The following is a 22,264-nucleotide window of genomic DNA, read 5'->3' as shown; positions in this document are numbered from 1 at the left end:
CCTCATGAACAAAATGATGAACTGTGCCGTGGCCGTCCGCCAGGGCCTGCCTGCCGAAGCGCTGGAGTTCCGTGAAGTTCCCATGCCGCAGCCCGGCCCCGGCAAGGTGCTGGTGCGGGTAGAAGCGGTGGGCATCAACTACGCCGACGCCCTGAGCGTGATGAACGAGTACCTGACCGAGACGCAGTACCCCTTCGTGCCGGGCATGGAATTCGCCGGGTATGTCACGGCACTGGGCGAGGGGGTCAGCGGCGTGCAGGAGGGCCAGCTGGTGGCCTGCCTGGCGGGGAAAGGTGGCCTGGCCGGCTACGCGGCGGTCCCTGCACGCGCGCTGGTGCCGGTGCCGCAGAGCTGCACCCCAGCCCAGGCGGCGGCTTTTGCAGTGTCGTACCTGACCGCCTTTCACGGCCTGCGGACCCTGGGCCACGGCCAGGCCGGCGAGTGGGTGCTGGTGCAGGCCGCTGCCGGGGCGCTGGGCCGCGCCAGTATTCAGTTGGCGCGGGCGCTGGACATGCAGGTGGTGGCGCTGGCCAGCACCGAGGAAAAGCTGGCCGTGGCCCGCGCGCTGGGCGCCGACGTGACCCTGCTGCAAGACGACCCGGACCGGGTAGAAAAGGTCCGTGAGGCCGCCGGCGGCGCAGGAGTACCCCTGATTCTGGAAGTCGTGGGGGGGCACCGCATCGCGGAAAGCCTGCAGATGGCAGCGGACCGGGGGCGCATCATCATGATTGGGAACGCCAGCCGCGAAGAGGTGCTCGTGAACCCGGTGGACCTGATGAAGCGCAACCTGACCCTCACCGGCCTGTGGCTCAACAGCCTGCTGCGCGACCCACAGGCGCAGGCCCAAGTGGCGGCCGAGTTCGCCGGCCTGCTGGAAAAGGGCCACATCGTGCCGCAGCCGGGCCCCAGTTACGCCCTGCAGGACGCGGCGCAGGCGTTCGACGACCTGCTGGGCCGGCGCACCTCTGGCAAGGTCATTATCGAGCCCTGGCGCTGAGCGGCTCTCCGCTCCCGCCGTGCATCACCGCCACCACTTCGCTCAGGATGCTCAGGGCGATGCCAGCGGGGGTTTCGGCTCCCAGGTGCAGCCCGGCGGGCGAGCGCACCTGGGCCAGCCGGGCCGGGTCCACCCCGATTTCTGCCAGGAAGCGCAGCACCGCCTGGCCCCGGCGGCGGCTGGCGACCATCGCCACATAGGGAACGCCGGCCCCCAGCACCTGCCGCAGCACCGGCACCTCGTGTCCGTAGTCGTGCGAGATGATCACCACGTGCGACCGCGCCGAGAGCGGCGGCAGGCGCAGGTCCTCATCGGGGCGGCTGAGCAGCAGGGCGTGGGCGTCGGGCAGGCGCTCACGGGTCAGGCGGCCCGGCTGGTCGTCGCAGACCGTGACCCGCAGCCCCAGCGTGCGGCCCAGGCGTGAAAGCGGCGCGGCAATCGGTCCGGCACCCACGACCACCAGTTCGGCGGGCGGCAGGCGAGTCTCGAAAAAGGCGGCGGCGCGGCGCTCCAGCGCTTCGCTGTCCAGCGGCAGGGCCTGCGCCTGGGCCACCAGCGCCGGGTCGGGGTCGGCATCGGCCACCACCTCACCAGAAGGCAGCAGCGCAAACGGCACGGCCTGTGCTCCCAGCGGTGTAACCAGGCGCAGCACTTCGCCGCGTGCGCGGGCCCCGGCCACTGCCGACCACAGCGACGAATCGGCCGGCGTGGGGGTCAGCTGCACCGAGACCTGCCCGGCGCAGGTCATACCGAACTCGTAGGCTTCCTCGCCCCCCAGGTCTATGTCCAGCAGCCGGGGCTGCCCGGCAGCGCGGACCTCTGCGGCTGCCCGGCGCAGCGCTCCTTCGGCGCAGCCGCCCAGCGTGACCGACCCGAGGGTCTCCCCTTCCAAAAAGGCGGCGCGGCGGCCCAGCGGCTTGCGGCTTTCCCCGGCACCCACCAGGGTGGCCACCACCGGCGCGGCCCCGGCCGGCAGCCCGGCCACGGCTTTCAAAAAGTCGTCAAAGGTCTCGTCCACTGCTCCTAACATAGAAAAAGACCCGCGTGGGCGGGCCAGTGCCGGGTGACGGACAGTTTAGGTTCTTCAGATGTTCTCGCCTGCGGCGCGGCGTGCCCCGAAGTCGGCGGCGGCGGTGAACAGCACATCGGTGCTGGAGTTCAGCGCGGTTTCGGCCGAGTCCTGAATCACGCCGATGATAAAGCCCACGCCCACCACCTGCAGCGCGACATCGTCCGAGATGCCGAACAGCGAGCAGGCCAGCGGAATCAGCAGCAGCGAGCCGCCTGCCACCCCCGAAGCGCCGGCCGCGCTGACCGTCGCCACCAGGCTGAGCAGCAGCGCCGAGGCCGGGCTGACATTGATGCCCAGCGTGTGGGCCGCCGCCAGGGTCAGCACCGTGATGGTGATGGCCGCACCGGCCATGTTGATGGTGGCCCCCAGCGGAATGGACATGGAGTAGGTTTCCTCGCGCACGCCCAGCCGCTTGGCCAGGGCCAGGTTCACGGGAATGTTGGCCGCCGAGGAACGGGTGAAGAAGGCCGTCAGGCCGCTTTCACGCAGGCAGGTCAGCACCAGCGGATAGGGATTGCGGCGGATTTTGAACCACACGATCAGGGGATTGACGACCAGCGCCATAATCAGCATGCCGCCCACCAGCACGCCCAGCAGACGGCCGTAGGACAGCAGGCCCTCAAAGCCGGTCTCGGCTACGGTGGCGGCCACCAAGCCCAGGATGCCCAGCGGCGCGAAGGCAATGACCCAGCGCACCACGCTGGACACCGCGTCGGCCAGTTCTTGCAGCACCTGCTTGGTGCCGCTGCCCGCCCGGCGCAGCGCCAGCCCCAGCAGCACCGCCCAGAACAGAATTCCGATGTAGTTGGCTTCGACCAGCGCCTTGACCGGGTTCATCACGGCGTTGCTGAGCAGGTTGGTCAGCACCGTGACCACGTCGCCGGGAGGAGCGGCGTCCTGCACGGCACTTGCCAGGGTGAGCTGGGTGGGAAACAGGAAACTGAGGGCCACCGCCAGCAGCGCAGCGGAAAAGGTGCCAACCAAGTACAGCGTGAGCACCGAGCCCATGTTGGTGTCCTGGCCCTGCTCGTGGCCCGAGATGGCCGCCGCCACCAGTACGAACACCAGCAGCGGGGCCACGGCCTTGAGGGCGCCCACGAACAGGGTGCCCAGAATACCCAGCGCCGAGCCGGCGGCAGGCCACAGCAGCGCGGCACCAGCGCCAATCAGCAGACCAGCAACGATTTGGGGGACCAGGCCCCAGCGATTAAGTACACTCCACATTTTTTTCCCTTCCCGCAGGTCAGACGCCCGGCATGGGACAGCGGCGTGTCTTCTGTCTGATACGCACAATTGTGATGTCTGACCGCCAGTGGCTCACCATAACCCAAAAAGCCGCCGCAACGCACCGGCCCTGTCCAGCCTGGCCGGCTGCCCGGGACCATTCTTCCGGCAAGCTCTGCCACAATGGCTTTACCATGACAACCAAGCGAACGCTGCCCTCCGATCTGGAGATTGCCCAGCAGGCCGAGCTGTGGCCGCTGACCGAAGTGGCCCGGCAGGCCGGACTCCCCGCAGAGCACCTGATTCCCTACGGCCGCCACGCCGCCAAAGTGGACCTCGGCGTGCTGGACGAGGCGAGCGGGCGCCCGCCGGCCCGGATGATTGTGGTCACCGCCGTGACCCCCACGCCCCTGGGCGAGGGAAAAACCACCACGGCGGTGGGGCTGGCCCAGGGCATGGCGCAGATTGGCGAGCGGGCCATCCTGACGCTGCGGCAACCCAGCATGGGGCCGACCTTCGGGGTCAAGGGCGGCGCGGCAGGCGGCGGCTACAGCCAGATTGTGCCGATGGAGACACTGAACCTGCACCTGACCGGCGACTTCCATGCGGTCACGGCGGCCCACAACCTGCTGGCGGCCATGCTCGACGCCCACCTTTTTCACGGCAACGCTCTGAACATCGACCCCGGCAACATTTCCTGGCGGCGGGTGCTGGACATCAACGACCGGGCGCTGCGGAACGTGGTGATTGGCCTGGGGCCGAAGGAGGACGGCGTGACCCGCCAGACGGGGTTCGACATCACCGCCGCGTCGGAAGTGATGGTGATTCTGAGCCTGTGCTCCTCGCTGGCGGACCTGCGGGCCCGCCTGGGACGCATCGTGGTGGGCTTCACCTACGGCGGCCAGCCGGTCACGGCCGAGCAGCTGGGCGCCGCCGGGGCGATGACGGCCATCCTCCGCGACGCCATTCAGCCCAACCTGATGCAGACGCTGGAGCATACGCCGGCGCTGATTCACGCGGGGCCGTTCGGCAATATCGCCACCGGCAATTCCAGCGTGCTGGCCGACCTGGTGGGCAGCCGCCTGGCCGACTACGTCATCACCGAGGCAGGCTTCGGGGCCGACATGGGCGCCGAACGGTTTTTCAATGTCAAATGCCGCGTGTCGGGCCTGACGCCGAGCGCCGCCGTGCTGGTGGTCACGGTGCGGGCGCTCAAGACCCATTCGGGCCGCTTCCGGGTGGTGCCGGGCCGCCCACTGCCGCCCGAGATGCTGGCCGAGAACCCAGGCGACGTGCTGGCCGGGGCCGACAACCTCCGCAAGCACATCGACATCGTCAAGGGGTTCGGGGTGTCGCCGGTGGTGGCCATCAACGTCTTTCCGACCGACCACGAAAGCGAACTGGAGGCCATCCGCGAGATTGCCGAGGCCGCCGGGGCCCGCGTGGCCCGCTCTACCCACGTGGTGGACGGCGGACCCGGCGCGGCCGAGCTGGCCCGCGCCGTGGTGGCCGCCTGCCAGCAGGCCAGTGAGTTCCGGCCCACCTACGCGCTGGACGAACCACTGGCCACCAAACTTGAGAAGGTCGCGGTGCAGGTCTACGGCGCAGACGGTGCCGAACTCAGCCCGCAGGCCAGCAAGGACCTGAAGCGCTTCGAGGAACTGGGCTACGGCAACCTGCCGGTGGTCATTGCCAAGACGCACCTGAGCATTTCCAGCGACCCCAAGTTGCGCAGCGCACCGACCGGCTGGACGCTGCCGGTACGCGAGGTCCGCGCCGCTGTGGGCGCCGGGTACATCTACGCCATCTGCGGCGACATGCGGACCATGCCGGGCCTGGGAGCCACGCCGGCGGCGCAGAACATTGATATTGACGAAACTGGGGAGATTGTGGGGCTGTTCTGAAGCGGCTGGCAAGGGCCCGATGGGGCGCAGCAGACCGCTGGAATCATCCGGCACTGTGCAGGCATGCTGGTGCCGCAGCGGCTACAGCCAGCGCATGGTGAAGGCGCTCGCCAGCAGCGGGGCAGTATGTGGCCCCAGCAGGCCCGCCAGCAGGCGTTCGCGGGCTTGCTGCCGGGCCGGAGTGGTGGGGCGGCCGGCGCTCATGTTGGCTTCAGCCTGCCGGGCGGCCACCCACGCGGAGCGGCGGCGCTGCGTCTCCCAGTGGTGCCACTCGGCCTCCGGGACTTTCTCGCCGCGCACCGCACGAATCAGCAGCGGGGCCAAGACGTCGGCGTCCAGCCAGCCCAGGTTCATGCCCTGCCCGCCAATCGGGCTGACCACATGGGCCGCGTCCCCAATCAGGCTGAGGCGGCCGCGCACCATCCGCTCTGCCAGGTGCCGCCGCACGGTAAAGGCGCTGAGCATCCGGCACTCGGCAGCGGGAATGGGTAAGCCGGTGCGTTCCCGGACGATGCGGGCCAGGGTTTCAGGGCCAGCACTGTCCAGCAGCGTGGAGCCGGTATGCACCACCCAGCGGCGCAGCCCGCCTGGCAGCGGAAAACACTCGGTCACGCCCGCCGCCGTCAGCGCAATCATGGCACTTTCGCCAAAAGGAGTGGTGTCGGGAAAGTCACCCATCAGGTAGCGGTCGGGATAGGGGCCACCCGGAAAGGCGATGCCGGCCGCCTGCCGCAGCCCGGAGCGCCAGCCGTCGGCAGCGACGACATGGCGGGCTGTAAGGGTCTGCACCTGCCCATCCTGCTCCAGCTGCACGTTCAGGCTGTTGCCGCGCTCCTCTATCCCGGTCACGGTGACCGGGCGGCGCAGGGCACCCGGGGCCAATTCTTCCAGCCGCCCGGTCAGCAGGGCCTCGGTCTGCATCTGCGGCAGCGAGAGAATGTAGGGGTGCTGCGGGTCGGCCCCGGCGAAGTCCAGCTCGCCCAGCACCCGGCCTCCGCCGCCCAGCAGCAGGCCACGGCGAATGGTGATACCTGCCGCCCGCATGGGTTCCAGCACCCCCAGCCGCCCGAACCCATGCAGGGCGCGGGGGTGAATACCAATGGCCTTGGAGTGCGGAGGCGCCTGGGTGCGGCGGTCCAGCACAGCAATATCCAGCCCCGCCTGGGCCAGCAGCCCGCCCAGGTACAGCCCCACCGGGCCGCCACCCACGATAGCCACGTCAAGCATGGTCCGCTCCAGCATGGGTCAGCAGCAGCCGGAACGGAAAGGGGCGCTCCACCCGCCAGCCGGGCGGCACGGCGCGGCGCAGCTCGGAAGCGCGGTAGCTGCGGCGCACCGACAGCATCCCGTCGGGCACGATAAACGAATCGTGGAAAAAGGGCGTCATGATGGCCCCGAACCCTGCCCAGGCCAGCGCCGAGCGCTCGATGTCCGAATGGACGGTGCGCCCGCCCAGCGCTTCGCAGTCGTGCAGCAACCCGGTCAGCTCCGTGGCGGACAGGTGGTGCAGCATGTGGTTGGAAATGATGAGGTCGAAGCGCTGGCCCTCGCGCACCAGTTCACGGCTCATCACGGCCCGGAAATGCAGGCCCGACATGGGCGTCTGCGCCCCGGCGTAGGCGATTGCCCTCTCGTCGGCGTCGATGCCCAGCACCCGCAGCGTAAAGCCGTCGCGGGCTGCCCAGCGAATCAGGTGCCGGGCCACGTCTCCCCCACCGCATCCGATGTCCAGCAGGGTGTTGGCACGGTCACGGCGCAAAAAGGGCCGCAGGTGCGAACGGTAGACCAGCGGCCAGCCCGCCACCAGCGCGTTGACCCGGTCGAATTGCTCGTAGGTGCGATACAGCGTGCCCAGGTCGCAGTCGGGGTCGTCCATCAGCTCCGGCGTGTGCAGCTCGCGGCGGGAAAAGCCAGGCCACCCCACTGCTATTCTCCCAGCACGGCAGTCATCAGGCCCGATTCCACCGTCAGGCCAGGACCGAATGCCATCGCGCAGGCCCGCTCACCCGGCTGCGCCGTGTCCAGCAGCCGCCCGATGATAAACAGCACCGTGGCGCTGCTCATGTTGCCGTACTCGCGCAGCACCTCGCGCGAGGGGCGCATCTGCTCCTCGCTGAGGCCCAGGCTGCCCTGCACCTTGTCCAGAATGGCCCGCCCGCCAGGGTGCACAGCCCAGTGCTCAACTTCGGCGCCGCTGGCATGCAGTTCGGCGGCCAGGTTCAGCAGCAGCGGCCCCAGCGCCCCGTGCAGGTGGTTTTCGATGATGTCGGGCACGTAGCTGCTCAGCACCATCTCGTAGCCCTGGTCGCCTACACTCCAGGCCATGTCCTTTTCGCCCTCGCCGGGCGGGGTCAGGGTAGTTTCGAAGGCGTCCAGCCGCAGGGCCTGCCGTCCGGCCTGGGGGGGGCGGCCACTCACCACCGCCGCCGCTGCGCCGTCCGCAAAGACCGTGCTGGACAGGATAGAGTCGGGGTCGTCGCCGGGGTTCACGTGCAGGGTACACAGCTCGGTGCAGATGACCATCACGGCAGCTTCCGGGTCGGCGTCGCAGAAGGCTTTGGCCATCTTCAGCGCCGGAAAAGCCGCATAACAGCCCATGAATCCCACGTGATACCGCCCGGTGGTGGGCCGCAGCCCCAGCTGGCGCACCACCATATAGTCCGGCCCCGGCGCGAAGAATCCGGTGCAGGACACCGTCACCACATGGGTGATGTCGCCTGCGCCCAGGCCGCTGGCCTCCAGCGCCCGCCGGCCCGCTTCCACGAACAGCGGCGTGGCTTCCCGCACGTACACGGCGTTGCGTGCCCCGGTGCTGGGGGTCAGCATCTCCCCGGTGGCCTCGTCGTAAAAGGCTCCGCCGCCCGAGCCGGGCCGGTAGTCGCCAATCACGCTGTGGCGCTGGTCAATACCCGAAGCGTTGAATGCTGCTGGCACCAGCCGCCGCGCCAGCCGGCCCAGCCGGGCCTGATTCTTGATCATGTCGCGCACCATGTCCTGCGGGTACACGTGGGGCGGCACGGCGGTGCCGGTGGCAAGCAGATAGGCGCTCACGCGGGCACCTGACAGGCAGCAGAAGCAGACATGGGGCCAGTATGGGCCGCTGGCCGCAGAGACAAATGTGCTGCCAGCAGGCAGAAAGTTCAGGTCCTGGGCCAGGCCTACCGCTCCCGGAGCGGAGGCACCAGCGTGGGCTGTCCCTGCGCGTCCAGCGCCACCAGCACGAATTCGCCGCTGCAGGCCAGGCTGCGGGCAGGCAAGTACATGTCCTCAGTAAACACCTCTACCCGCACCCGCATGGAGGTGCGGCCCACAGCTGTCACCCAGGCCAACAGCTCCACGATGCTGCCCGCCGGGATGGGCCGGGCGAACTCGGTGGTTTCCATCAGCCGGGTGACCACCTTCATGCGGCAGTGCCGGGTGGCGGCGATAAAGGCGGCGCTGTCCATCATGCTCAGCACCTCGCCGCCGAACAGGGTGCCGTGGTGGTTGGTGGTGCCGGGAAAGACCACCTGGGTCATGCGGGTAATGGAGGTTTCGGCGGGCGGAGCGGCGGAAACGGATAGAGGCATAAAGGCTCGCTTTCTGGCCCATAGGCGAACGGGGAAGCGAGAAAACGCGCAGCGCAAAAAGCCCACCGGGACTTCCTGCGGCTGTCAGGCCCGCCCACCCTGACGCGGGGCAGCGAACCTCTTTTCTCACAAGCGAGCGACCGGACTGTAACCGTGGCGCGACCGTGCCGGACTGGGCAGAACATTTCTGCCGTTACCGGACTTCCCTCAGTTCTTGTGGGCGGTGAATTTGGCCGCAGCATAACACGGCCCTGCGCCCGCCTCCGGGCCTACTGGTCCCGGCGCAGGCTATTCAGCGTGGCCCGTGCGCCCTGGGTCAGGCTCAGCACATCCACCCCCACTGCCACGAATGTGTAGCCCCAGTCCAGATAGCGGCGAGCGTCCTTTTCCTGCACAGCCAGAATGCCCGCCGCCTTGCCCGCGGCCCGGATGGTCTGCGCGGCTTCACGGATAGCGGCCTGCACGTCCGGATGGTTCGGCTGCCCCAGATGGCCCAGGCTGGCACTCAGGTCGGCGGGGCCGATGAAGACCCCGTCTACCCCCTCGGTGGCCGCGATGGCCGCCAGGTTGCTCAGGCCAGTGGCCGATTCCACCTGCACCAGCACGCAGATTTCCTGCTCGGCCTGCGCCAGGTAGCCTTCGCGGGTGCCCCAGCGCGAGGCCCGCACCAGCGCCGAAGCCACTCCGCGCACTCCGGCGGGCGGGTAGCGGGTCGCGGCGACGGCGGCGGCGGCCTGCTCAGTCGTGTCCACCATCGGAATGAGCAGGGTGCGTGCGCCGATGTCCAGCAGTTGCTTGATAAGGGCGCGGTCATCGTTCACCGGGCGCACGATGGCCTCGCCCGCGTAAGGGGCCAGCGCCTGCAACTGCGCCAGCACGCTCGGCACGGTGTTGGGGGCGTGTTCGCCGTCTATCAGCAGCCACTCAAAGCCCGCGCCCGCCACCGCTTCGGCGGCGTAGGGGTGCGCCAGCGCCAGCCAGTAGCCGTACTGCGGTTCGCCGCGTTGCAGAGCGGCTTTGAAGGGATTGGTATAGGTCATGGGTTCAGGTTCTCCTTTATCAAATCAGCCACGCAGCCCCAGCAGGTTGCCCCAGGGGTCGCGCACTTGGCACATCTGCTGCCCGTGTTCTATCGCCAGCGGTCCCCGGTAGAGGCTGGCTCCCAGCCGCTGCAAGCGCTCCAGTTCGGCGGCAAAATCGTCCGTGTGCCAGTACACCACCGTGCCCGCCGCGCCGCTGCTCACTTTGCCGTCGGCCACGACGGGTTCCAGGCTGATACCGCCCACGTCCAGCAACGTGAACCCATTCACCTCACGGCGGGTGGCCTGCGGAAAAGCTTGCCGGTACCAGTCCAGCGCCGCTTCCCGGTCCGCCACATGAATCATCACGGCAGCCACGCGGCCTTCAGGCATCTTTAAGCCTCGCCTCGCCGGTAAAGCGGCAGGTGAACACGCCCAGCGGCCCGTAGTCGAACGTGAAGGTGTCGCCGCTGGCGATATCCACCGGACGGGTAAAGCTGCCTGCCAGCACCAGCTCACCGGCTTTCAGCCCCTCGCCGTGCGGGGCCAGGCGGCGGGCCAGCCAGGCGATGCCGCTGGCCGGGTGCCCCAGCACGCCTGCCGCCACGCCGGTCTCCTCTACCGCTCCGTTGCGGATGCACAGCGCCGCCGCCCAGCGCATGTCAAGGTCATCAGGGCGCACGGCGCGGCCACCCACAATCACGCCTGCGTTGGCGGCATTGTCGGAAATGGTGTCGGTCACCCGGCGCGGCTTCCCGGTGGCCTTGGACACGCGCTGAATACGGGCATCAATGATTTCGGCGGCGGGAGTCACGTACTCGGTGGCCCGCAGCACGTCGAACACGGTCAGGTTGGGACCCTCCAGGTCGCTTTTCAGCAGGAACGCCAGCTCCACTTCCACCTTGGGGGCCACGAAGCGCGACAGCGGAATGTCCCCGTTCGGCTCGAAGAACATCTCGTCGGTCAGGGTGCCGTAGTCGGGTTCGTCAATCTGCGAGCTGAGCTGCATGGCCCGCGAGGTCAGGCCGATTTTGTGCCCGCGAATCACCGCGCCGCTCTGCACTTTGCGGCTCACCCAGGCCCGCTGCACCGCGTAGGCGTCGGCCAGGGTCATGCCGGGAAAGCGTTCGGAAAGGGGGGCAAGCTGCACGCCGCTGTCCTCGGCCAGTTGCAGTTCGGCGGCCAGCGCTGGAAGTTCGGCGGCAGGAATCACGCGGTCGGTCATAGGTTCTCCTTGTGGGGTGAAAAGGGACAGGAGAAATCCTAGAGTATTTGCTGCAGCGCACCAAAGCGCACCGCCGGGGGCCAGAAGAAAAGGGCCACAGGCGGTGCGCTGCTGGGGGACAAGGGCGGGGAAAAGAAGCCCGAGTTTAGAGGATGGCCGCCACACGGCCGGCCGTATCGCGGGCTTCCATGTGCAGCAGGCCCAGGTTCATGCCGCTGGGGGCCACCACGGCCAGCACGCCCTTGCGGCCGGTGGCGTAGATGTACACCTGGCCGGTGGAGCCGCTCACGCTCATTTCGCTGAGGTCGCCGGTGCCCAGGGTGTCGTTGATGCGCTTCCCCAGGCCCAGGGCGGTGGCGGCCATCGCAGCCACGCGCCCGGCGTCGGTGTTGTCGCTGAAGGTCTGCGCGATGGGCAGGCCGTCCACGGTGGCGATCATGGCGCCGCGCACGTCGGGGATGGCGCTGCGCAGGTCGCGCAGGGTGTTCTGGAGCTGTTCCTGTTTGCTCATGGTCATGCGGGGAGACTCCTTAAGAGCGGGAAATGGGTCGGGGAAATCAGGCGCCGGCAACTTCGGCCGGGGCCGTGGACTGCCCGGCGGGCTGCTCGGCCAGCTGCAGTTCCAGCAGGCGAATCAGCACCTCACGTGAGCTGTCGTTGTCGGTGGCGTTCAGGCCGCACACCTGCTCGGGGGGCAGGTCGAAGTAGCTGGCCACGTCCTCGGGCGTCCAGACCTTGGGCAGGTCCTGACGGGTCACGCCCACCACAAACGGCACCGGGTTACGCGAGGTGATGAATTCCAGAATGTTGCGGGCGTGTGCGAAGTCCTCGGGTTTGTCGCCGGCCACCAGCAGGGTCAGGCCCAGGGCACCCTCGCACAGCACGTCCCACATAAAGTCGAAGCGGTCCTGGCCGGGCGTGCCGTACAGCAGCAGCTCCTGGCCGTCGAGGTTGATGGTGCCGAAGTCGAAGGCCACCGTAGTGTACTGCTTGCCGATGTCCTCGCTGGCCTCGGCTTCGGTCGCGACCACTTCAGTTTCGGACAGCGTCTGCACGAAGGTGGTCTTGCCGGCACCCACCGGGCCGGAAATCACCAGTTTCATAGGTCCCACTTATGCACCTCCAGTCAGGCGGCGTAGAGCGTTGAGAAAGCGGCGCACCGGGCCGGCTTTTTCGGGTTCGGCGGCCGTCACCACCTGGGATTCGAACTGCGCGGTCGCCTGTCCGGAGCTGCTCACCACGCCGGCGGCGCGGTACGGGGTCACCATGCCGGCGGCGCGTAGGCGAAACAGCATCAGCCGGGCCTCGTCCAGACTGATAAAGGCGGCCTGGGCCAGCTCGGCAGCGCTTCCGCCTCGGCTGAGCAGCGGAGCCACGCTGCGCCAGGCACCCTGCAGCGTTACCGGCAGGCTGGGCACATGGGCCTCGGCGTCCGGCACGGTCACGAAGCGGGTGGACTCGTGCGGCAGCTGCGACTCGTCGATGTGGGCGTCCTGCACCAGTGAACGCAGCACCTGCGTCAGCGGCAGCGAGAAGTGGGCGGTCAGTTCATGAGGCGCCATCGCCTCGAACTCGTAGGTGCCGGTCGCACCGTTCATCAGCTGGCGCAGCACGTCCTGCACCCGCAGCGCCTCGCGCACCGGAAACCCGTCCATGAACAGAGCCCGCAGCTCTCCGCGGTGAAGATGTAGCTCCGCGCTCCTTCCCCCGAGGGCAGACTGCAAAAAGAGCGTCCCGGTGTGGCGCTGCAGTACTTTGACAACGTCGGGAAAAGTATGATCGGCGAAATCACCGTAAATAGCCACGACAACCTTCCTTTCTGAGATACCTGCTGAGTGAGGGCCTCTTTTCGGCCCCGGCGACACAGAACAGCCCTGCAGGAGAACGGCAGGTTCCCTCCGTGCCGCTCTGCCCCGTCAAACTTCAGTGTGGCGCTCCTCTGACACCGAGCTTATGCCCGGTTTCCTTTCAGGAGTCTCACACCCACAAAACAGGTCCAGTACGGTCAAAATATGCAAGCCCGAGGGCCTAGCGCCGGCGGGAACGTTTCTCGCCGCGCCGCGCCGGGCGCTCAGGACGTTCGGCCCGGTTCCCCGCGCCCGCCTGATCCCCCTGTGCCTCGCGGTAAGCGCCGACCATCTCCTCATCCAGTTCTCCGCGCAGCACGGCGGCCCGCACCGCGCAGCCGGGTTCGCGCCCGTGCGTGCAGCGCGAGAAACGGCACTCGGCGGCCAGTTCCTCAATGGCCCAGAAAGCGGCGCCCTCTTCGTCCCATACGGCGATATCGCGCAGGCCGGGGTTGTCTATCAGCAGGGCGCCCCCGCTGACCTCGCTGACCGGCAGACGGTAGAGGGTGCGCCAGGTGGTGGTATGGCGGCCCTCGCCGCTGAAGTCGCTCAGGCTGCCGGTGGCGGCCGCCGCTTCGCCCAGCAGCCGGTTGGTAAGGGTGGATTTGCCCATGCCCGACGACCCGATCAGGGCCACCGTCTTCCCGGCCGCCAGGTAGGGCCGCAGGGCGTCCAGCCCCTGCCCGCTCTCAGCAGCAATGGGCAGCACGGGTGCGTCCAGCCCAGCGGCCTGCGCCCGCTCCAGTAAGTCGCCCTGGGCCAGGTCCAGCTTGTTCAGCAGGATGACCGGCTGGGCCTGCGAGAGCTGCACCGCCTGCACGTAGCGCTCCAGCCGCTCAGTGTCCCACTCCTCGGGGCTGGTCATCACAAAGACGGTGTCCACGTTGGCGGCCAGCACCTGCGGCTGGGTACGGCGGCCCTTTTGCACCGAGCGGATAAAGGTGTTCTGCCGCGCCAGCACCGCTTCTATGCGCAGGGCCTGCTGCGCTCCTTCGGGTGATTCAGCCACCGAATAGCCCACCCAGTCCCCGATCACCGGCACGTCCAGCAGCTTGTGGCGGCGCCCGCCGGGCCAGACGGCTTCCTGTTCTCCGGCTTCCGTCCGCAGGCGGTAGCCGTTGCGCTCCACCCGGCTTACACGGGCCGGGAGCACTCCGGGAAAGGTTTCCCGCGCCGCCGCCAGGGCCTGCGCCTGGGCTTCGCCGTACCCGAAGGCGGTGAGGGTCGGAAGGTCGCTCGGAGCCGGAAGTTCAGCAGTCACTGAAAAGTAGTGTAGCCAAAGTGCGCCGCTTACAGCACATGTTTACCAGCGTATTTCTAAATGTTGCTCCAGAGCGGTTCATGTTCACTCCCACATTCGGACAGTAAACTCGGCGGTTGATGACCAACCTCCGTGCCTGGCTTGCAGGGCTTGATCCCACCATGCTGCACGTCAGCACCTTCGGGCTGCTGTTTCTGGAAGGCATGGGCGTTCCCGGGATTCCCGGCGTGCTGCCGATGATGGCGCAGGTGGGCCTGATCGACGCCGGCAAGACCTCGCTGGAAGCGGCGATTTTCTGGGGCACGCTGGGCAACTGGCTGGGCAGCCTCTGCGGCTACGCGCTGGGGCGCTGGGGGGGCCGCTTCCTGCCGGAACGGTACCAGGGCCAGCTGAACAGCGAGCGGGCCACCGACCTGCTGCGGCGCTACGGCGCGCTGACCGTGGTGGCCAGCCGCACCATCGGGGCGCTGCGCACACCGGTCACGCTGGGCGCTGGGGCCATGAACTATCCTCTGGTGCCCTACATCATCTACAGCCTGCTGGGCGCACTGATTCATATCGGGCTGTGGCAGTGGCTGCTGTGGCGCTTCGGCATGCAGATTCTGCCCCATCTGGAGCGGGTCGGTGCCCAGGCCCTGATGGCCGCCGCCGCCGTAGTGGCGCTGGCCCTGCTGGGACGCTGGTGGCTGACCCGGCGGCGTGGGCTGACCAGCCCGGCCAGTGAAGACCCAAAAAGTGAAGTGCTCAAAAGTAAGCCCCTGAAAAGCCAGCTGGCAGGAAGCCGGCCCATGCAAAGCCAGCCGCCGGAAAGACAAAACCTAGACTGACCGTTCGGTCAGTAACAGAGTAGGCCCGGTTAATTTGTCCCCTGGCAGACTGGGCAGGCGGCGGGTATGGTGGGCTTATTGTGACTCGTTCTCAGCAAGATACTGACCGGGCAGACGCCGCCCACACTCCCACCGATTCGCCGGAGCCGCAGGGCAACCGGGCCACTGGGCAAAGCCCTGCCGACCAGGCCCTGCAGGAGCCGCCTGGTCGCCCGGTGCGCCCTTCGGTCAAGGTGGAGCCGAACCCGGCGCTGGCCGACTCTGCTTTTCTCAAGGCCGCGCGCGGCGAGAAAGCCGCCCACACGCCGCTGTGGTTCATGCGCCAAGCCGGGCGCTACATGCCCGAATACCGCGCCATTCGCGCTGACCGCTCCATGCTGGAGTGCATCCGCACGCCGGAGCTGGCCGCCGAGATTACCCTGCAGCCGGTTCGGGCGTTCGACGTGGACGCCGCCATCCTGTTCAACGACATCCTCACCCCGCTGCCGGTGATGGGGCTGGACCTGGACTTCGTGAAGGGCGCAGGGCCGCGCATCAGCAACCCGCTGAGAAGCACCCGCGCCGTGGACCTGCTGGGCGTGCCCGCTGCCCGTGAATCCATGCCCTACACCGCTGAGGCGATTCGCCTGCTCAAGCCCGAGCTGGACGCACGCGGTATTCCCCTGATCGGGTTCGTGGGGGCGCCCTTTACCCTGGCCAGCTACGCCATCGAGGGCGGCGGCTCGCGCAACTACGAGTACACCAAGCAGATGATGTACGCCGAGCCCGCCGCCTGGTTCCGCCTGATGGACAAGCTGGCCACCGTACAGGCCGACTACCTGGGGGAGCAGATCAAGGCCGGGGCCGCTGCCGTGCAGATTTTCGATTCCTGGGCCGGGGCGCTCTCGCGCTACGACTACCAGACCTTCGTGTGGCCCGCCACCCAGCGCCTGATTGAAGCGGTGAAGCCCTACGGCGTGCCGGTCATCTATTTCGGCACCGATACCGGGCACCTGCTGGGCGACATCGCCCGCTACGAAACCGATGTGGTCGGCGTGGACTGGCGCACCCCGCTGGATACCGCCTGGGCGCAGCTGAACAAGGGCCAGGCCATCCAGGGCAACCTTGATCCCCTCCTGCTGGCTGCCCCGTGGCGCGAGCTGAAGCACCAAGTGGACCGCGTGCTGGACGAGGCCGCTGGCCGCCCCGGTCACATCTTCAATATCGGGCACGGCATCCTGCCCACCACGCCGATGGACAACGTGCGCCGCGTGGCCGAGTACGTGCACGAGCGCACGCGGCAAGTCTAAAGGTCAAAAAGTCTAAGGGTCTAAGAGCTTTCTCCTTTCGACCCTTAGACCTTTCGACTCTTCGACTTTCCTTATCCCCTCACAGGAGACACCATGACCAAGCCCCACACCACTGACACCCAAGACACCGAAACGGCCGTCAATCCTTACCCGCCCGTCCGTATCGTCAACGATTCGTTCGCGCCCAGCCTGCCCAGTACCCGGATTGGTGAGCACGGCCCCGTGACGGAAGGGACCATCGGCATCCTGTTCATGGCCTACGGCGGCCCCGAGTCGCTGGACGAAATGCCCGGCTACCTGGCCGACATCCGCTCCGGACGGCCCACCTACGCCGAGGTGCTGGAAGAAATCAGCGGCAATTACGAGGCGATTGGCGGCAAAAGCCCGCTGCCCGAGTTCACCCGCGCCCAGATTGAAGCCACCATGACCCAGCTGAGCACCACCGGCGGCGACTACCGTGCCTACGCCGGCATGCGCCACTGGTCGCCCTGGATCGAGGACGCAGTGCGCGACATGCTGGACGACGGCATCCAGCGGGCGGTGGCCATCGTGCTGGCCCCGCACTACTCCAAGCTGAGCGTGGAGAAATACCAGAAGAAGATCAAGGCCGCGCTGGAGATGTACCACGGCCAGATCGAATTCGTGTTCGTGAACGAGTACCACACCGAGCCCGGCTATATCACCGCGATGGCCGACCGGGTGCGGATGGGCATTCAGGAGTTCCCCGAAGCAGACCGTGACAGCGTGCATACCGTCCTGAGTGCCCACAGCCTGCCGGTACGCGTGATCCGCGAGGGCGACCCTTACGCCGACCAGTTGCTGGAATCGGCGCGGCTGATTGCTGCCCAGGCCGGGCTCCGCGACGACCAGTGGAGCTGGAGCTATCAGTCTGAAGGCCGCAGCCCCGAGCCCTGGCTGGGGCCGCAGCTGGAAGACTGGCTGCCGCAGCTCAAAGCAGAGCGCGGGGTGGACAAGGTCGTGTCTATCGCCATCGGGTTCGTGTCGGACCACGTGGAAATCCTGTTCGATATCGACATTGAGGCGCAGAAGGTGGCCCGCGAAATCGGCATGACGCTGGTGCGTCCGCCCGCGCTGAACACCGACCCGCTGTTTATCGGCACGCTGGCCAGCGTGATTCACAGCAAAGCGCAGGAGCTGGCTTAAGCAGGCCCACGGACTGCAGACGGGGCCCAGGGACACAACGCCTGGGCTTCTTTTTTGGAGGGAAGACACATGACCGATGACACTGCCCAGAACGACCCCCTCTCCACCGCGCCCACTGTGCCCCTGCCCACTGTGCAGCTGCCCACGGCACCGCACACTGCCGCAGCGGGGAACCCCAGCCAGCAGGCCGGCGAGCTGCCGGTCATCGTGGTGGGCGGCGGCCTGACCGGGCTGAGTGCCGCCTGGGAGCTGCAGCAGCAGGGCGTGCCGTACGTGCTGCTGGAAGCCGGCGATTACCTGGGCGGCAAGGTCCAGACCGAGCTGTGGGACGACTTCCTGGTGGAGAAGGCCGCCGACGCCTTCGTGCTGGGCAAGCCCTGGGCGCTGGAGCTGGCCCGCGAGGTGGGCCTGGAACCCGAGCTGATTCACCCCCGCGAGGACACCAAGCGGCTGTACTTCCTGAAAGGCGGTCAGCTGCTGCCTTTCCCCGAACACCTGCGGATGTTCGTGCCGCTGGACGAGGAAGCCTTTCGCCGCAGCGGCGTGCTGAGCCCGGAAGGCACTGAGCGGATGCTGGCCGAGGTCAACGTGCCGCCCCGCGAGAATGCCGACGAGGACGAGTCGCTGGCGTCGTTTATCCAGCGGCGGTTTGGCGAGGAAGCCATGAACTTCATCGTGCCGATGGCCGCCGGCATCTATGTCGCCAACCCGCATGAACTGAGCATGCAGATGGCGTTCCCGCAGTTCCTGGCGATGGAGCAGAAATACGGCAGCCTGATTGCCGGGCACCGGGCGCTGCCGCCGCGCACCACGCCGGTGTTCGGGTCGTTCCGGGGCGGCATGAGCGAGCTGCCCCGCGCCGTGGGCCGGGCCCTGACCGGCGAGGTGCGGCTGAATACCCCGGTGCAGCAGGTTCACGCAGACGGTGTGACGCTGGCGGGCGGCCAGCGCCTGCGCGGGCGCGGCGTGGTGGTCACGGCCCCGGCCTGGTTCAGCGGGCCGATGCTGAGCCATGATTTTCCGCAGGCCGCCGAACTGATTCAGGCCCTGAAAACCAACTCCAGCGTGGCCGTTATCCTGGCCTACCGCGAGGATCAGTTTGCCGCCGACATGAACATTCACGGCCTGCAGGTGGACTGGTCGGAAGGCATTCCCATGACTGCCATCACCGTACATTCGGGCAAGATGCACGGCCGCGCACCGCAGGGGCATGTGCTGCTGCGCGTGTTTTTCAAGAACACCGAACCTGGCGAGGCCCGCCGGCTGGCCGAAAAGTACGTGCAGGAGCTGTTCGGCGTGACCGGGGAACCGCTGTTCCACGCTTTCGGGGACTGGCGCGGCAAGAACCCGGCCTATGTGGTGGGGCATCTGGACCACCTCGCCGCTATCCGGGCGGCGCTGCCGGCCCAGGTGCAGGTGGCCGGAGCCAGCTTTACCGGCGTGGGCCTGCCCGACTGCGTCAACGCCGGGCGCACGGCGGCGCGGGCGGTACTGGCACAGGGCTGAAATCCGGACGGCTGTCTGGGGCTGGGGCCGAGAGCCAGCAAGCGGCCACTTCCCATTAAGGAAGTGCCCGCTTGCCGCCTGTCCCTGTGGCCCTACGGCCAGGAGCCTGCGCCTTAGCTTTTCTCGGCCTGGTCCGCCGGGCTGCTCTGGCGGTCTTCGCTCAGGTGTGAGCCGGTCTGTTCGTCCAGGTGCTGCTCCACTTGCGGCGGGAGGTCACCGGGCTGCGCGGGCTGCACCGGCGTTTGGCTGGGTGGCGGGGTCAGCCGGCCTTCGCGCAGCATGTCGCCCACCTGTTCCTTGAGCCGCCGCATGGAGCTGTAGGCAAAGCGCCGCTGCAGGTAGCGCCCGAACACCCGGAAACCGATGCGGTAGATGAGGTTGGGAATATGCCCGGTGCGCGACACGGCGTGGATGCGCAGGGTGACCCGGCCGGTGTCCAGCACCTTGTGAATGGTGAAGTCAATCTGGCCCATCTCGTAGTGGCCTTCCAGGGTCTGGTACGAGTAGCCCCAGACCGCTTCCTGGCCGCCTCCGGGCAGGTCGCGTATCTCGTCCACCACGCGGCTCACTTTCACGCCGAACCAGAAGGTAAACAGCAAAAAGCGGCCGCGCAGCACCATGACACGCTCCTCCAGCGGAGTGTCGGGCGTGAAGATGCCGGTAATCAGGTCAGGCGGCGGGAAGGTGTAGTTCTGCAGCACCTGCCGGGCTGCCTGAAAGGAACCGTCGGGCCAGGGGGCACCGGGGCTTTCAGGCATCAGGTCCTGCTCGTAGTCGTCCACATGCCAGCCGGTAGCGGCGGTGTACTCGCTCAGGCGGCTGGGGTCGAAGTTGGGCTTGGCGCTCAGATACTGCTGCAGGCGGTAACTCTGGCGCTCGTACAGTTGCCGGCGCTGCTCCTCGGGGCTGAGCGGCTGACGCAGTTGCCCCAGCGCTCCCAGGCGGCCCAAATGGCTCAGGCGCCGGGCCCCACCGGAGCGGGTCATTCGGCCTCGGCCTGGGTCTGGCGGTCCAGGTCTTCCTCATAGCGGGTGCGGACCTGCACGTCCCCGATGGCCTCGCCGCCCGCAAACTGGCAGACCCGCTCACAGAACTCCACCCAGGTCATCTCCTGCGCTTTTTTGCCCACGCCCAGCTTGTCGTAGGTGACAGCCACCAGGCCGTCGCGTGAGCGGGCCAACGAGCGGATTTCGAAGTGCAGGGCGTTCTCGAACAGTTCGACCGGCTCGATGAAAAAGGTGATTTCGCCGGCCTCGGGGTGACCCTCCAACGTCTCCATACGGAAAGATGTGTCGCCCACTTCCAGCACACGCACATCGCCGTTCCAGGGTCCCAGGATGGTGATGTGGAACTCATCGCCGGGGCGCAGGGTGTAGTCGGAACCTTCTTCCTTTTCGAAGCTGGCCAGCGTCTTGGGGCTGAACTCCTCGATGTTGCGCTGAATGTAGGCCATGATTTCCCGGGCCGACTTCTCGGAATTGCGGAACTCGGTCCAGTAGCGGCGCTCAATCAGGGGACCGAACCCGTCGCTGGCCTTCTGCTTGCTTTGTTCGCTCATGTGTCTACTGTGGGTTGCCTGGCACATCTGGCGGGTCCTGCGCGGCTAAAGCGGCCTTTACACTCCCCAGCCATCCCGCGAACTGACTCCCGAACACTGAAGATAAGGTGAGGACAGAGTGAGCATAGTCTGAGCTTCTCGCTCTCGGTCCGGCCAGGTGAGTTTCTTACGATGGTCTTATGCCCCAAAAATTAACTGTTCGTAAAGTCCTGGCGCTGACCGGATTCCTGGTTTCCGGTGTAATCCCTGCACAGGCCCAAGGCAGTGCAGGCGCGAATTCCCTGTTTGCAGAGCCTCAGGGCTTCAGCCACGCCGGCCTGAAGACACCAGAGCAGGAGACACCAGCCGCAGCTGGAACCATCTTGCGCTATACGCTGCAGGGGTCGCGGCCCACGGCAACCTCGCAGGCGCTGACCGGCAGGCTACAGCTCACGCCTCCAGCGCCGGCAGTCGGTCCACTGGCGCTCCATCCCACCACACTGCCGGGCAGCCGCCTGGCCTGGCGGGCCCCTGCGGGCGAGTTTCCCCGGCTGACCGTGGTCCGCACGCAGGCTTTCCGGAACGGCGTGGCCGAGGGGCCGGCAGTCACGCGCTCCTACGCGCTGGGCCGCAACGCAGAGCTGCTGCGAGGACCGCTGCCGGTGGTGTCGCTCACGCTGGAGCCCGGCGACCTGGTGGGCCGGGAACAGGGCATCTATGTGCCGGGCAGCGGCAGGACACTGGCCCAGACCAATTTCAGCGCCCGTGGCCGTGAATCCGAGCGGCCCGTGCATGTGGAGTGGTTCGAGAACGGGCAGCGCCTGCTGGCCCAGGACGCAGGGGTCCGTATCAGCGGCAACGCCACCCGCGCCCTGCCGCAAAAGTCGCTGAACCTGTACGCCCGCTCATCGTACGGGCCGGGCAAGTTCCGCTTCTCGCCGTTCGCAGAGCGCGGCCCGGACACCTTCGACAAGCTGCGGCTGAGAAGCAGCGGCCAGGACCAGGAATGGACCCGTTTCCGCGATTGCCTGATTCATGACCTGCTGCGCCCCACCGGGCTGGACGTGCAGCGCTGCCGCCCGGCGCGGGTGTTTGTCAACGGCGAGTACTGGGGCCTGCACAATCTCCGCGAGGACGCGGACCCGGAAACCCTGGCTGGCCGCCACCGCATCCAGGCCAAGGACGTGGTCATCGTGGACACTTACGGCCTGCTGGAAGAAGGCGACAAGGGCGACGACGCCAGCTTCTGGGAACTGCTGGAACTGCTGGAAACCGGCGGCAGCGTGCAGGAGGTAGAGCAGCGGCTGGACCTGAACAACACCTTCGACTATCTGGCCGCGCAGCTGTTTACCGGCAATGACGACTGGCCCGAAAACAATGCCTCACTGTGGCGCCACAGCGGTCCGCCACGGCGCGGCCCCGCCGATGGGCGCTGGCGCTGGATTGTGGAAGATACCGACCAAGCCTACAACCACCCCGACGCTCCTTCGGTGAAGCGGCTGCTGGGCCTCAGCCCACAGTTCCCGGTCGACGCGCAGGCGCCGGCCACACTGGCTTTCCGTTATGTGATGAACGACCCCAAGCTGCGCGGCCGCTTCCTGGCACGGCTGGACCGGCACATGCAGACCACCTTTGCCCCGCAGCGTGCCCTGGACCGCATCGACTTTTACCACGGCCTGCTGGCCCCGGAAATGCCCAGAACCGTGGCCCGCTGGCACCAACCGGCGTCACTGGAACGCTGGGAATTCGAGGTGGGCGTGCTGCGCGACTTCGCCGTAGAACGTCCCCGGCACCTGCGGGCCGAACTGGCCTCGCTCCGCTAA

Annotated in this window: 22 protein-coding genes; 7 read left to right on the top strand and 15 right to left on the bottom strand. The window is 67.5% G+C overall.

What is annotated here, in order from left to right:
* Positions 1 to 4: 4 nt before the first annotated feature.
* Positions 5 to 997, top strand: a complete 993-nt coding sequence (locus tag DEIPR_RS10885) for an NADPH:quinone oxidoreductase family protein (RefSeq protein ID WP_013623010.1) — start codon at positions 5 to 7, stop codon at positions 995 to 997.
* Here DEIPR_RS10885 and DEIPR_RS10880 read toward each other — a convergent pair.
* Positions 978 to 2,015 carry an XdhC family protein gene (locus tag DEIPR_RS10880; RefSeq protein WP_169310704.1) on the bottom strand — a complete coding sequence of 346 codons (1,038 nt, stop codon included), beginning with the start codon at positions 2,013 to 2,015 and terminating at the stop codon, positions 978 to 980. The two genes, DEIPR_RS10885 and DEIPR_RS10880, sit on opposite strands and share 20 nt — an antisense overlap.
* Before the next feature lie 66 nt (positions 2,016 to 2,081).
* Positions 2,082 to 3,311, bottom strand: a complete 1,230-nt coding sequence (gene sstT / locus DEIPR_RS10875) for a serine/threonine transporter SstT (RefSeq protein WP_148231965.1) — start codon at positions 3,309 to 3,311, stop codon at positions 2,082 to 2,084.
* Between the two features lie 176 nt (positions 3,312 to 3,487).
* Between sstT and DEIPR_RS10870 the strand changes: the two genes are divergently transcribed.
* Positions 3,488 to 5,197, top strand: coding sequence for a formate--tetrahydrofolate ligase (locus tag DEIPR_RS10870; RefSeq protein WP_013623007.1), 1,710 nt, complete (start codon positions 3,488 to 3,490; stop codon positions 5,195 to 5,197).
* 81 nt (positions 5,198 to 5,278) lie between these two features.
* Here the strand turns inward: DEIPR_RS10870 and DEIPR_RS10865 are convergent, their stop codons facing one another.
* The 11 genes from DEIPR_RS10865 to rsgA form a co-directional block, all read right to left on the bottom strand.
* Positions 5,279 to 6,424: an FAD-dependent oxidoreductase gene (locus tag DEIPR_RS10865; protein WP_013623006.1), complete on the bottom strand. Its 1,146-nt coding sequence runs from the start codon at positions 6,422 to 6,424 to the stop codon at positions 5,279 to 5,281.
* Positions 6,417 to 7,121, bottom strand: coding sequence for a class I SAM-dependent methyltransferase (locus tag DEIPR_RS10860; RefSeq protein WP_013623005.1), 705 nt, complete (start codon positions 7,119 to 7,121; stop codon positions 6,417 to 6,419). Before DEIPR_RS10860 ends, DEIPR_RS10865 begins: the two co-directional genes overlap by 8 nt.
* 2 nt (positions 7,122 to 7,123) lie before the next feature.
* Positions 7,124 to 8,248 (bottom strand): type III polyketide synthase, encoded by a 1,125-nt coding sequence (locus tag DEIPR_RS10855; RefSeq protein WP_013623004.1) that lies wholly within the window; start codon positions 8,246 to 8,248, stop codon positions 7,124 to 7,126.
* Positions 8,249 to 8,355: 107 nt separating this feature from the next.
* Positions 8,356 to 8,766: an acyl-CoA thioesterase gene (locus tag DEIPR_RS10850; protein ID WP_013623003.1), complete on the bottom strand. Its 411-nt coding sequence runs from the start codon at positions 8,764 to 8,766 to the stop codon at positions 8,356 to 8,358.
* 269 nt (positions 8,767 to 9,035) lie between these two features.
* Positions 9,036 to 9,806 carry an aldolase/citrate lyase family protein gene (locus tag DEIPR_RS10845; RefSeq protein ID WP_013623002.1) on the bottom strand — a complete coding sequence of 257 codons (771 nt, stop codon included), beginning with the start codon at positions 9,804 to 9,806 and terminating at the stop codon, positions 9,036 to 9,038.
* A 24-nt stretch (positions 9,807 to 9,830) separates the two neighbouring features.
* On the bottom strand, positions 9,831 to 10,178 hold the full coding sequence (locus tag DEIPR_RS10840; RefSeq protein WP_013623001.1) for a VOC family protein: 348 nt from the start codon (positions 10,176 to 10,178) through the stop codon (positions 9,831 to 9,833).
* Positions 10,171 to 11,010 (bottom strand): 2-oxo-hept-4-ene-1,7-dioate hydratase, encoded by an 840-nt coding sequence (gene hpaH, locus DEIPR_RS10835; protein WP_013623000.1) that lies wholly within the window; start codon positions 11,008 to 11,010, stop codon positions 10,171 to 10,173. The genes DEIPR_RS10840 and hpaH overlap by 8 nt, the downstream gene beginning before the upstream one ends.
* 145 nt (positions 11,011 to 11,155) lie before the next feature.
* Positions 11,156 to 11,527 carry a roadblock/LC7 domain-containing protein gene (locus DEIPR_RS10830; protein WP_013622999.1) on the bottom strand — a complete coding sequence of 124 codons (372 nt, stop codon included), beginning with the start codon at positions 11,525 to 11,527 and terminating at the stop codon, positions 11,156 to 11,158.
* A gap of 40 nt (positions 11,528 to 11,567) precedes the next feature.
* Positions 11,568 to 12,113: a GTP-binding protein gene (locus tag DEIPR_RS10825; RefSeq protein WP_268095004.1), complete on the bottom strand. Its 546-nt coding sequence runs from the start codon at positions 12,111 to 12,113 to the stop codon at positions 11,568 to 11,570.
* Positions 12,114 to 12,122: 9 nt separating this feature from the next.
* Positions 12,123 to 12,665: a hypothetical protein gene (locus DEIPR_RS10820; RefSeq protein ID WP_245532756.1), complete on the bottom strand. Its 543-nt coding sequence runs from the start codon at positions 12,663 to 12,665 to the stop codon at positions 12,123 to 12,125.
* 373 nt (positions 12,666 to 13,038) lie between these two features.
* Positions 13,039 to 14,118: a ribosome small subunit-dependent GTPase A gene (rsgA, locus tag DEIPR_RS10815; RefSeq protein ID WP_013622996.1), complete on the bottom strand. Its 1,080-nt coding sequence runs from the start codon at positions 14,116 to 14,118 to the stop codon at positions 13,039 to 13,041.
* A gap of 119 nt (positions 14,119 to 14,237) precedes the next feature.
* On the opposite strand from rsgA, the gene DEIPR_RS10810 reads away from it, so the two are divergent.
* The 4 genes from DEIPR_RS10810 to hemG all read left to right on the top strand — a co-directional run bounded on the left by DEIPR_RS10810 (position 14,238) and on the right by hemG (position 18,904).
* Complete coding sequence (locus DEIPR_RS10810) at positions 14,238 to 14,945, top strand: DedA family protein (RefSeq protein ID WP_148231951.1); 708 nt, start codon at positions 14,238 to 14,240, stop codon at positions 14,943 to 14,945.
* 215 nt (positions 14,946 to 15,160) lie between these two features.
* Positions 15,161 to 16,234, top strand: coding sequence for a uroporphyrinogen decarboxylase (gene hemE, locus DEIPR_RS10805; protein WP_425358583.1), 1,074 nt, complete (start codon positions 15,161 to 15,163; stop codon positions 16,232 to 16,234).
* A 93-nt stretch (positions 16,235 to 16,327) separates the two neighbouring features.
* Positions 16,328 to 17,398 (top strand): ferrochelatase, encoded by a 1,071-nt coding sequence (gene hemH / locus DEIPR_RS10800; protein ID WP_013622993.1) that lies wholly within the window; start codon positions 16,328 to 16,330, stop codon positions 17,396 to 17,398.
* Between the two features lie 69 nt (positions 17,399 to 17,467).
* Positions 17,468 to 18,904, top strand: a complete 1,437-nt coding sequence (gene hemG / locus DEIPR_RS10795) for a protoporphyrinogen oxidase (protein ID WP_013622992.1) — start codon at positions 17,468 to 17,470, stop codon at positions 18,902 to 18,904.
* 113 nt (positions 18,905 to 19,017) lie between these two features.
* Here the strand turns inward: hemG and DEIPR_RS10790 are convergent, their stop codons facing one another.
* Complete coding sequence (locus tag DEIPR_RS10790) at positions 19,018 to 19,890, bottom strand: DUF1990 domain-containing protein (RefSeq protein ID WP_013622991.1); 873 nt, start codon at positions 19,888 to 19,890, stop codon at positions 19,018 to 19,020.
* Positions 19,887 to 20,462, bottom strand: coding sequence for a DUF1990 family protein (locus DEIPR_RS10785; protein WP_041222959.1), 576 nt, complete (start codon positions 20,460 to 20,462; stop codon positions 19,887 to 19,889). The genes DEIPR_RS10790 and DEIPR_RS10785 overlap by 4 nt, the downstream gene beginning before the upstream one ends.
* A gap of 179 nt (positions 20,463 to 20,641) precedes the next feature.
* On the opposite strand from DEIPR_RS10785, the gene DEIPR_RS10780 reads away from it, so the two are divergent.
* Positions 20,642 to 22,264: a CotH kinase family protein gene (locus DEIPR_RS10780; RefSeq protein WP_013622989.1), complete on the top strand. Its 1,623-nt coding sequence runs from the start codon at positions 20,642 to 20,644 to the stop codon at positions 22,262 to 22,264.

It is taken from the genome of Deinococcus proteolyticus MRP, assembly GCF_000190555.1.
Classification (GTDB): Bacteria; Deinococcota; Deinococci; order Deinococcales; family Deinococcaceae; genus Deinococcus; species Deinococcus proteolyticus.
Note: the sequence above shows the minus strand (reverse complement) of the source record. Positions and strands in the feature narration are given on the sequence as shown.